Source organism: Lapillicoccus sp. (genome assembly GCF_025353065.1).
GTDB lineage: Bacteria > Actinomycetota > Actinomycetes > Actinomycetales > Dermatophilaceae > Lapillicoccus.
Genome location: NZ_JANXRJ010000011.1, coordinates 1 through 9,756 on the forward strand (window position 1 = coordinate 1; position 9,756 = coordinate 9,756).

Here is a 9,756-nt window from a genome sequence, read left to right on the forward strand (position 1 = left end):
CGGACCCCGTCAGGTCCTCGGCGGCGAGGTAGGTCCGGGCGGCCCGGACCGCGGCGGCCGGGTCGGCCCGGACACCGAGACCGCGGACGGCGGGTGCGGGCTGCAGCTGCTGGCCACCGGCCCGGGCGGCCTGCCTGGCGATGTCCCGCGCGTGTTGCTGCGTGAAGACCTGGCCGCCGAGGTCGACGGCCATACCGACCAGGATGATCATGACGAGACCACCGGTCGCGATCCAGATGCTGATGGACCCGGCGTCCCGACCTCGGACGACTCGCTCGGGTGACGTGCCACGTCGCGACCGCAAGCCACCGTCCCGGCGACACGGTGAGACTGCGGCACTGCGCGAGTGATTAGCCGGTTGGTGATCCGGTGTCATTGATTCCCGGTACAGCATCTCTTACCGCTCTCGGTAGGTGTCCAGCGGTGATGACATGGTCGCGGTGACGGTGCGGGTGCCAGGGACACCGGGCAGGGCGAGGTCGGCCATGTCGACGACGCAGGTGACGGTGGCCCGCACGCTGGCGGGGGTGCCGACGGGGGCGGCGAAGCCGCTGATGTCGATGGTGACGCTGGTGCTGCGGCAGCTGAGGTCCTGGTTGGCCAGCGCGGTGGTGGCGGCCGTTCTGGCGGCGCTTGCGGCGGGGCCGGCGCTGCGGGAGATGGAGGCGGCCCGTGCGGCGTCGTTGGCGGCCGACTCGACGGCCTGGGTGGCGATCGCGACGCGTCCGGCAAAGATGATGAGGCTGACGAAGAGCAGGAACGCGGGGACCCCGATGACAGCCTCCACCGCCGCCGATCCCTCCTGGCGGTCTGCTCTCCGGAGCCACTCCACCCGTGCCCGAACCCGCCACGCGTGCCATGCAAGCTGCCACGCCAGTGCGGATGACCGGGCGGATCGGGTGGCCGTCACTGGGTGATCCGTTCGACCGGGAAGCTCGCGCTCTGGGTGATGGTGGGTGACCAGCCGGGGATGACGCTGAGCGATATCCCGGTGACGGTGACGGTGGCGCTCGTGGCGCTGCGGCTGCTGGTGACCTGGGGGGCTTTCAGGACGTCGGCGCCGCCAGCATCGGTGATGAAGCTGTAGGCGTCCTGCGTCCCGGCCGGTCCGGTGCCGGTCAGGCCGGCTGCCGTGCGGGCCCCTTCCTGCGCAGCCGCCATCGCGACGGTGCGCGCGTGGTAGAACAGCGCGCCTTGCATTCCGAGGAACATGACCGAGAACAGGGCAGGCATCAGCACGACGAGCTGGATCGATGCCGAACCGTCGTCACGTCGACGCGCGACCGCCTTACCCCGGGCAGCAAGCGGGATGGATGCGGTTGCGGTCGTCGAGGTCATCGTCGCGTCGGTGGGATTCGGTCGGGCTATCGGATCTGGGCGGACTTGGTGGTGACGTAGTTGGTGATCGCGACGACGACGATACCGACGATGGCAATGACCGCGACGGCCCAGACGACCTGCTCGATCGTCACCGACCCGCGGTCGGCGCGACCGAGCGTCTTTCGGCGCTCAAGCAGTCCCTCGTGGAGTTGCTGGGTCGCGTGGACGCCGAGGACGTGGAGTGTGGCGCTGAGGTAGTACATGGTCTCTTCCCTCGAGTTCTGTGACGGTTCTGTGGCTGGGTGACTGGGGTGGCTGACGGTGCTAGCCGCTGAACGGCGCTGTGCCGCCTGGTTGCTCAGGTGGCACCTCCGATGACGCGCAGGAGGGCGGGGGCGACGAGGATGGCGAGGAAGATGACGCCGAGCAGGCTCATGGGGATCGACATCTTCTCGCCGATCTCGTTGGCCCTGGCCTTCTCAGCGGTGAGCATGGCGGCGCGCATGCTGGCAGACCGGGCGCGCAGGGTCCGGTAGATCTGTGCGCCCTCCTCCCCGGACAGACGCATGATGTCGGCGAGGTCGTCGAGCTCGGGCAGGCCGAGCTCGTCAGCGAGGGCGTGCAGAGCGTCCCACGGAGTCAGCCCCGACCAGCGGGTCCGGGCCAGCTGCTCCCCGAGGCGGCGGAACACCCACGAGTCACCCACGGCCGCGGCGACCTCCATGGCCTGACGAGGCCCGGCGCCGGAGTTGCGCTCCAGGGCCACGAAGTCGATGTACGCGCCGAGGGCGCGGCCGAACTCGGCGCGGGCCCTCTTCGCATCGTCGCGCACGTTGTAGTCAGGCAGGAAGAACATCACCGCCGCGAGCACGACGGTCGCCCCGACCGGGACGTAGAGCGGCAGGTGCGCCCCGATCAGGGCGAAGAACGTCGTCAGCAACGGCGGGATGACCAGCCCCAGCAACGCGAACAGCAGCTTCTCGCCGTAGTACCGGCTCAGCGGGATCCGCAGGATCGCCAGCTCCCTCGTCGGCGTGACCCCCCAGGCTCCGGCGGGCAGGGTCGTCATCCCCCACCGCCCCAGCTGGTCCCGCACGTCGGAGCCACCCACCCCGGCCCGGGCGGTGTCGGCCGTCCGGCGTCGGGTGTGCTGCGGGGACAGCCGTTCCAGCGCGTCGGCGAGGTCGGGGTCGACGGGTGCCAGGCGCCAGACCAGCAGTGCCGCAGCGAGTCCGATCAGCGCCCCGGCGGCCAGCGCCAGCTGCAGCCCGGTGACCATCACAGCTCCCCCGGCCAGGTCATCGGGCTGCGTCCTGGGCGGCGGCCCCGATGAACCGGGGCAGCGGGACACCGGTGGCCATGTGCCGCATCCACAGCAGCGTCGCGACGTACAGGCCCAGCAGCAGCACCAGTAGGAGCTGCCCGATCGGGGACCCGTACGGGGCGATGTAGTCGCCGGTCAGGGCCAGGACCCCCAGGACCGAGACGGTAATAAGGGTGACCCAGCGCGCGGTCGAGCGGGGCTTCGCCCGGTCGGACTCGATCTCACGTCGGGCGCGCACGTCCGCGGCGACGGACTCGGCCAAAGACTCCAGGACGCTCGCGACGCCGGCGCCGCGGCGGCGGGCACCGAGGATGAGGTTGCCGGCGATCAGGTCACCGGTAGCGTCGTCGAGCTCGTCCGCGAAGACCCGCAGGGCGTCCTCGGTGGCCCACCGCGCCCGCAGCCGGGACGCCAGCCGGGTCACCTCGGGGCGGATTGCCTCGGGAGTCGAGCGAAGGGTAGAGATCAGCGCCTGCTCGAGACCGACGCCAGCGGTCAGGATCCCGGACAGTGACCGGGTCCACTCCTCCATCGCCTCCAGGCGGCTGATCTGACCCGTCGACGCCGGCGCGGAGAGCAGGACGGGCAGCCCCGCCGCCGCTGCCGGCACCACGAGGATCGCGACCAGCCAACCCGTCAGGACCGCAACCAGCAGTCCCACCGCCACGCCTGCCCCTACGAGCACGCGGGTCCGCCGGCTCACCGTCACAACGCGGCCAATGCCCGCGAATGGACGCCGTACTGGTTGCGGTGGCCGACCCACCGGACCGGGAGGGGCGTCCGAGCGGACAGGTCGCAGTGACGTTGCCGCACCGAGCAGGCCGGCGACGACGAGCGCTCCGGCCAGGGCAGGGATCAGGGCGGTCATGACACGGCCTCGCTGGCGCCGTAGAACTCCGTCAGGGCGAAGCCCCACCGGTGCAGGTCCCGGTAGTCGTCGGGCAGCACGCCAGGCTCAGCAACCCGCGCGCCGGGCGTGGTCCGGAAGACGTGTTGGACGGCGTAGCCCTTCTCGCGTTCCCCGGGGGTGACGGTGATGATCTCGGCGACCCACCGGTCGCGTTGGGCGGTGCCGTCGGGCAGGGGGGTAGTCTCGAGGTGGACGTGGACGATGACGTCGATGCTGGCGGCGATCGCCCGGACGGCGTAGTCGTGGGTGATTTGCGGGCCGGCTTCCATGGCGCAGGTGACGAGCTTGCTGATCGCGGCCTCAGCGTTCGGGGCGTGGGTGGTCGAGATCGACCCGGCGCCGGACTCCATGGCCTTGAGCATGGCCAGGACCTCGGGGCCACGGACCTCCCCGACGATCTGGCGGGACAGGTCGAACCGGAACGAGTCGAAAAGGGCCTGGCTGAGGGTGAACTCGCCCGCCTGTGACCCGTCGGCGGACCGCTCACCCGACCCGGGGCGGGCCTCCCACGCGAAGACGTACGGGTGCTGGGTCTTCAGCTCGTGCAGGTGCAGCTCGTACTCGGTCTCGAACGTGCCGATGACCTCGTGGCGGGGGATCTCCGCGCACAGCGCCCGCACCAACGTCGTCTTTCCCGCGCTCTGCGCACCGGAGACGACGATGCTGCGCCTCGCCTTGACCGCCGCCGACAGGAACGACGCCGCCAGCTTTGACACGGTGCCGCGGTCGACCAGGTCGGTCAGGGTGACCTGCCGCAGCTGGTGGCGTCTGATGACGACCGAGGGGCGGGGGGTGACCCAGGCAGCGGCCGCGAGCCGCGCCCCACCGTCGAGGCGCAGGTGCAGTCGCGGCTGAGCCTGCGAGAAGGGCCGAGCGTTGACCTCGGACCGGGACGCGAGGAACACGAGGAAGTCGATGAGCTCCTGGTCCGAGTCCGCGACCGCCGGCCCGGGCAGCAGGCGGCCGTCGCTGAGCTCAAGCACGACGCAGTCGCACCCGAAGATCAGGATGTTCTCGACCCGGTCATCGTCGACCAGCGGCTGCAGACGGCCCAGCCCGAACAGGGCGTCGTCGACCGCTCGGGCCAGCGCGTCCTGCTCGGCCAGGGACCAAGTGTCCTGCCCGGAGCTGACGCGCTCGTCGTGTTCTGCGCGCAGCAGGTCGAGGATGATCGCGCGACCGCGTTCCCGCTGCGCCGCAGGGGGCAGGTGTGCCCGGTCCTCCCCCATCCTCAAGCTCAGCCGGTCCGACGCTTGCTGACGCAACGCGGCCACCAGTTCCCAGTCGAGCTTGCCTGCCACGGTGTCCCTGAGCAGGCCAGCCTGTCGCGGGAGGCGCGGCAGGACATTGGCCGACGGTATACGGCCAGCACCGCTCCCCTGTGCGGTGTCGCGCGTCGCATTTTGGGGGTGAGTGTTCGGGGCAGTCATCGAGAACGATCCCCGCACCCGCCCGGGTCGTCGAGGCGTCCCCGGCTGGGGAGTGACCGCGAACAAGGGCAGGGAGGTCGGGTCGCTGGGGTCAGGCCGGGCGGCGTGGCCGGAGGCGAGGTCGCTGCTCATGGGAGTCCCCCGGAGCTGCCCGCACCCACGGCCACCAGCTGCTCGCGGTTGGCCGCGACCCCAGCCTGGACCGCGGTACTGGCCGCAGTCAGGCTGCGCACTAGCGCGGACGAGGCGAACCGGCGGGGAGCCGTCGCTCCCCGCGCGAAGACGGCGGCCGCGTCCGGGTCCCAGGGCAGGGAGGCGGTCACGGAGATCTGGAGGACCTTGCGCACTTCCTTGGCCGAGTAGGGCCGCCCCTCCCCCACCAGCAGCAGTGACAGCGCCGACACTCCGCCGACCCGCTCGAACCCGGTCTGCAGGGTCTCCGCCCATGAGCGCGCCCCCGCCAAGGACACCAGGTCGGAGCGTGCCACGAGCAACGCCATGTCAGCGGCATACAACACGGGCTCAGGGCTGCCCACCAACCCGAGCCTTCCCGCGTCGACGATCACGTCCTGCCCAGTGGCCTCGAGCGCGGCGAGCTCCGCGGCCAGCGGCTCCCACAGCCCGGCCAGCCCGCGTGCCTGTCCGTGGGCACGGGTCCCCGGCAGGAGAGACACCGTCGAGACGTCCGCCCCGGTCGGGCCGGGAAGTCTCAGGGTCGCGGCAGCGATGGCTGAGGTGAGGTGGCCGTCGCGCACGGCCACGGCCAGGTCGACAAGCGAGTCGCTGGGGGCGGACTGCGCCCGCAGGTAGCCCGCGAAGATGGCCGAGCCTCCCGTGGGGTCGGCGTCCACCAGCAGCACCGGGCGGGGCCAGGCCAGGGCCAGACCCAACGCTGTCGCCGTCACTCCCGGCGACCCGGAGGCGGAGCAGAGCACGATCACGGCCATGTCGTCACCGCCTCACCGTTCGCGGCTGTCGAGGACGAGGGCCACCTTGCCCGTGGCCGAGCGGGCGGCCAGCTCCGCCGCTCGCTCCTGCGGCACCTCGACCGAGACGACGGTCTGGCCGCTCTGGCCGTCTGGGTAGACACCGACCACCGTCGCCGGGATCGTCGCGGGAGGCTCCGACCCGACGTCACCCTGCTGACCGGGGGTTGCGACGACCCGCACCCGATCGCCGGCGACCAGCGCCTCACCGGGCAAGAGCGACGGAGGCAGGGCGACCCCGACCACCGACATACCCAGCCTCGGAAGGACCGTCGCGGTGACGTCGTCATTGGTGACCAGTGACCCGGCCGCCATGTCCAGGGCCGCCCGCTGGCCCACGAGACCGGCGAGCTGGCTGCCCGGGATCGGCTTCAGTCCAGGGTCGACCCCGACCTGCACGGTCATGAGGTCGGCTTGGCTGATGGTCTGTCCCCGGGTGATGGTCTGGCGGGCGGCGACCACTTCGTGCGTCGTGCTCGTCGACGTCCACGCCCACACCCCCAGCAACGCGCCCAAACACACGGCCGCGACTGATGCCACCATCAGGACGGGACGACGCCGAAGCTGCGGCGCAGGCGCCATGGACGATGTCGCCTCGCTCATGCCGTCTTCGCTATTCGGTCGCCGTCGTCCCGCACGCCAGGCGCTCGAGGATCCTCCGGAAGGATCGGTGTTCGCCTTTGTGGGTGGTCGCGTGGGCGGGTGAGACCCTGACGTCGGCGACGCCGCTGATGTTGCTGAGGTCGTTGTCGTGCTGGCCATGCCGGTACGCACCCTTCGGGGGTCAGCTGTTGAGCACCTGGGCTTCACCCATGGTGATGGTGGTTGTTGCGGTGAAGGCCAGCGGGATGGTCCCCGTCTGTCCGATGCCGCTCCAGGTCACGACCCAGTAGGTCGTGGCCCGGACCGCGTAGGTTCCCTGCTTCGTGTACGTGTGCCCACAGGTTGGCGACGGCTGCCTGCCGTACGTGTCGGCGTACGGGGTGCCGGGGCCGCGGCAGGTGAGGGTGGCGCCGTCGCCCATCGTCCAGACCGTCCGATCCGCCTTCGCCGTAGCCGTAACCGTGAACCCTCCGGCGGTCGCGGTTCGGGTGAGGGGGCCCAGGCTCTGAGCGTTAGGTGTGTCCGCCCACATCCACGTCGGAAGCCCGATGATCCCGACGCTGCCCGGGCGCGGCTCAGGGACGATCCCGATCGCGATGGCGTGCAGCCGCATCGACGCGACGGCTCGTGACGCAAGGACGCGGGGGTCGGGAAGAGCTGCGGGCCCAGGTGGCGGTGCCGCAGCCCAGAAGTACGTGACGATCTGCCCGCCCGCAGACGCCACGGGGGGCTCGCACACGTAGACCGTGCCGTCGGCATGGCCACCCCAGACCGGGTCGGTCTTAGCCGGTTGCGGCTTCATCTCTCGGACATAGCACTGGCGGCCATTCGACCAGTACCCCGAGGCTGAGGTGCATCGCACTTCCGTGGGTGCGCCGGACCAGCGCGACACGCACTTGGCTGGAGTGGTGCCCACCGGCTTGGTCGGTCCACCAGGGCCGCCGCCTCCGGTGCCGCCCCCGCCGCCCGGGTCGGTGACGATGATCTGGCACGTGCCGTCATAGGGATTCAGCACTGACGGTGGCGGACAGGTAACCGGGCCCCCGGCGGCGGCTGCCGAAGCTTGGGTAACGAGCGCCATGGTCAGCGCGCAGATGACGAGGGCAACGGCCCGACGGGTCAGCATGTCCCCATGGCCTTGTCACTCGACACGTAGAACTTGCCGTCGGTCCCCTGCACGACTGCATATTGATACTGCACCCGAGGAGCCTTGTTGGGGGTCGCGATCCGAACGCCCTTAGCATCAACCAAGTTCGCGCCGCTGACGTCCACGCAGGAGGTGACGGCGAAATGCGCTGGCCCCGTCTTCAAGGCCCGTGAGGTCAGGACGCGGGACTTGCCGACGAGTCGCTCGCCTTTGACCCGGAGCTGCACGATGAGCTGCTGCCACGTCTGGAAAGAAGGGTCGCGGGCAACTTTGGCCAAGGCGACGAGGTCGCTCTTAGGTTCCGCGCTGAGGGCGTCGACGACAGTCCAGAAGGAGGAGATTGATGCCTCAGCCGAGCGAAGGGCAGCAGTGGCCGGACTTGTCGTCGGGGTGGTGGTGGAGGGGACGCGAGTCGTGGGGGTCGAGGGTGAGGCGCTGAAGGGCTGGGTCGTCGACGTCGTTGCTGACGGGGTAGGCGTGGTCGAGCACGCCGCCAGGGTGGGGAGCAGAAGGCCGCCGGCGGCCGTGATGGCGGCAGCCGTCATGAGAGCTCGTTTGCTAGCCACGTTTATCCCCTCCCTTCTACTGGCCTAAAGCCCCAAAGGCAGGTCCAGGGGGACAAAGGCGTCGCAGTTCGGTTTTTTGAGACTAGCCTAGAAAACCCACCGATGGTAGCGCAAGACCGCATCGACACACCGGGTGTCGTTGCAATGGTGCGACTACGAGGCACGGCGCCCTCCCTGGTGCTCTGTTCCGCCGCCATTCAATGGCAGGGCAGATCGCGGCTACGGTGCAGGGGATCAGGCCGATGGGTTCCTAGCGCTGACCCATCCCGGATGCAGACGCTCCCGGGCGCAGTACCGAAAGGATAGCCATGCACATGCCGCGCGTCACCCCCCAGCGCAGCGACGAGCCGTACGCTCCCCTTCGCCTTGCGGTCGTAACCGGTGCCGGCGGAGGTATCGGGCAGGCCATTGCGCTCGAGCTGGCGCGAGCGGGCACCTCCCTCGCCCTGCTCGACAACAACGATGGATCGCTGTCCGAGACGGTCGCCCTCTGCCAGGGACACGGCGTCGACATCACCAGCTGGGTCGTCGACGTGGCTAACCACGCCGCAGTAGCCGATACGGCACAACAGATCTCGTCATCTCAAGGCGCCCCCAACGGCTTGTTCAACCTCGCCGGCCTCATCCACATCGGCCACCTAAGGGACGCCGACATCGCTGACATCCGGCGGCTCCTCGACGTCGACCTCATGGGCACGATCTCCTGCTGCCAAGTATTCCTCCCCGACCTTATGCGACAACCCTCCGCCCGAATCGTCAACGTCTCCAGCGCCTTTGGCCTCGTCGGCGTCGCCGGCTACAGCGCCTACAACGCCGCCAAGTTCGCCGTCCGGGGTTTCACCGAAGCCCTTCAGCAAGAGGTCCCTGACCGCGTAAAGGTGAGCTGCGTGATCCTCGGCGGAGTCCGCACCGGCATCATGCGCAACGGACTCTATGCACCGAAGACGGACGCCGCCGCGATCCAGCACCAGTTCGACAGCCGCATCGCGCGCACCTCCGCCGAAGACGCCGCGGCGGCGATCCTCCGCGGCTCAACCCAAGGACGTCAGAGGATCGTCGTCGGCTCAGACGCCCACGCAGCGGATCTCGCGTCACGCCTCGTGGCCGGCAAATACCAGTTCCTCACCAAGCGTCTCGGGCTTACCCGGCCCTAGAATCAGCGTGTACGACGAAGTACGAGACGAGGTCGGGGAGATGGCAGACCAGTGGCTGCTCATTGAGACGTTCGGCGGCGACAGCAAACCTAGCGTCATCGGGGTCGGGACCACCCCTAAGCGGATGGTGCCCCTTCGCACCGTCCTCAGCCGTGGGCGCTTCCTCACCGCCGTCGAGGAGGCTGTTGCCGACACCCTAGCCACCGGCCGGCAAGGAGACCGCACCACCCGCGACGGTCAGCACCACGTCGTCTGCGAACCATTGATCTCTTTCCGAGGCCACGTGCACGGTGTCTGGGTCTGGGTCGGCGGTCTC

At 69.9% G+C, this 9,756-nt stretch carries 13 protein-coding genes and 1 pseudogene; 2 read left to right on the top strand and 12 right to left on the bottom strand.

Going from position 1 to position 9,756, the window contains the following annotated elements; genetic code table 11:
• The 12 genes and pseudogenes from Q0R63_RS00900 to Q0R63_RS00955 all read right to left on the bottom strand — a co-directional run.
• Positions 1-211 (bottom strand): annotated as a pseudogene (locus tag Q0R63_RS00900) (pilus assembly protein); the annotation flags it as partial.
• Positions 212-397: 186 nt separating this feature from the next.
• Positions 398-787 (bottom strand): TadE/TadG family type IV pilus assembly protein, encoded by a 390-nt coding sequence (locus Q0R63_RS00905; RefSeq protein WP_295692632.1) that lies wholly within the window; start codon positions 785-787, stop codon positions 398-400.
• 119 nt (positions 788-906) lie between these two features.
• Positions 907-1,338: a TadE family protein gene (locus Q0R63_RS00910; protein ID WP_295692636.1), complete on the bottom strand. Its 432-nt coding sequence runs from the start codon at positions 1,336-1,338 to the stop codon at positions 907-909.
• A gap of 26 nt (positions 1,339-1,364) precedes the next feature.
• Positions 1,365-1,583 (bottom strand): hypothetical protein, encoded by a 219-nt coding sequence (locus tag Q0R63_RS00915; RefSeq protein WP_295692639.1) that lies wholly within the window; start codon positions 1,581-1,583, stop codon positions 1,365-1,367.
• A gap of 95 nt (positions 1,584-1,678) precedes the next feature.
• Positions 1,679-2,599 (bottom strand): type II secretion system F family protein, encoded by a 921-nt coding sequence (locus tag Q0R63_RS00920; RefSeq protein WP_295692642.1) that lies wholly within the window; start codon positions 2,597-2,599, stop codon positions 1,679-1,681.
• Positions 2,600-2,618: 19 nt separating this feature from the next.
• Positions 2,619-3,305 (bottom strand): type II secretion system F family protein, encoded by a 687-nt coding sequence (locus Q0R63_RS00925; RefSeq protein WP_295692644.1) that lies wholly within the window; start codon positions 3,303-3,305, stop codon positions 2,619-2,621.
• Between the two features lie 203 nt (positions 3,306-3,508).
• Positions 3,509-4,855 carry an ATPase, T2SS/T4P/T4SS family gene (locus tag Q0R63_RS00930; protein WP_295692647.1) on the bottom strand — a complete coding sequence of 449 codons (1,347 nt, stop codon included), beginning with the start codon at positions 4,853-4,855 and terminating at the stop codon, positions 3,509-3,511.
• Between the two features lie 257 nt (positions 4,856-5,112).
• Complete coding sequence (locus tag Q0R63_RS00935; protein WP_295692649.1) at positions 5,113-5,931, bottom strand: hypothetical protein; 819 nt, start codon at positions 5,929-5,931, stop codon at positions 5,113-5,115.
• 12 nt (positions 5,932-5,943) lie between these two features.
• A complete protein-coding gene (locus Q0R63_RS00940; RefSeq protein WP_295692651.1) occupies positions 5,944-6,573 on the bottom strand; it encodes an SAF domain-containing protein in 630 nt (209 codons plus the stop codon).
• A gap of 181 nt (positions 6,574-6,754) precedes the next feature.
• Positions 6,755-7,699: a hypothetical protein gene (locus Q0R63_RS00945; protein WP_295692653.1), complete on the bottom strand. Its 945-nt coding sequence runs from the start codon at positions 7,697-7,699 to the stop codon at positions 6,755-6,757.
• Positions 7,693-7,998 (bottom strand): hypothetical protein, encoded by a 306-nt coding sequence (locus tag Q0R63_RS00950; RefSeq protein WP_295692656.1) that lies wholly within the window; start codon positions 7,996-7,998, stop codon positions 7,693-7,695. Before Q0R63_RS00950 ends, Q0R63_RS00945 begins: the two co-directional genes overlap by 7 nt.
• Before the next feature lie 70 nt (positions 7,999-8,068).
• Positions 8,069-8,209: a hypothetical protein gene (locus Q0R63_RS00955; RefSeq protein ID WP_295692659.1), complete on the bottom strand. Its 141-nt coding sequence runs from the start codon at positions 8,207-8,209 to the stop codon at positions 8,069-8,071.
• A gap of 391 nt (positions 8,210-8,600) precedes the next feature.
• Between Q0R63_RS00955 and Q0R63_RS00960 the strand changes: the two genes are divergently transcribed.
• A complete protein-coding gene (locus tag Q0R63_RS00960) occupies positions 8,601-9,440 on the top strand; it encodes an SDR family NAD(P)-dependent oxidoreductase (protein ID WP_295692662.1) in 840 nt (279 codons plus the stop codon).
• A 40-nt stretch (positions 9,441-9,480) separates the two neighbouring features.
• Positions 9,481-9,756: GAF domain-containing protein (locus tag Q0R63_RS00965; protein ID WP_295692665.1), on the top strand; the 276-nt coding region annotated here is incomplete at its 3' end.

Excerpts from the sequence above, each read along its gene's own strand:
- Q0R63_RS00915 (WP_295692639.1), bottom strand. The coding sequence starts at position 1,583 with ATGTACTACCTCAGCGCCACACTCCACGTCCTCGGCGTCCACGCGACC.
- Q0R63_RS00945 (WP_295692653.1), bottom strand. The coding sequence starts at position 7,699 with ATGCTGACCCGTCGGGCCGTTGCCCTCGTCATCTGCGCGCTGACCATG.
- Q0R63_RS00940 (WP_295692651.1), bottom strand. The coding sequence starts at position 6,573 with ATGAGCGAGGCGACATCGTCCATGGCGCCTGCGCCGCAGCTTCGGCGT.
- Q0R63_RS00935 (WP_295692649.1), bottom strand. The coding sequence starts at position 5,931 with ATGGCCGTGATCGTGCTCTGCTCCGCCTCCGGGTCGCCGGGAGTGACG.
- Q0R63_RS00920 (WP_295692642.1), bottom strand. The coding sequence starts at position 2,599 with ATGGTCACCGGGCTGCAGCTGGCGCTGGCCGCCGGGGCGCTGATCGGA.
- Q0R63_RS00960 (WP_295692662.1), top strand. The coding sequence starts at position 8,601 with ATGCCGCGCGTCACCCCCCAGCGCAGCGACGAGCCGTACGCTCCCCTT.
- Q0R63_RS00910 (WP_295692636.1), bottom strand. The coding sequence starts at position 1,338 with ATGACCTCGACGACCGCAACCGCATCCATCCCGCTTGCTGCCCGGGGT.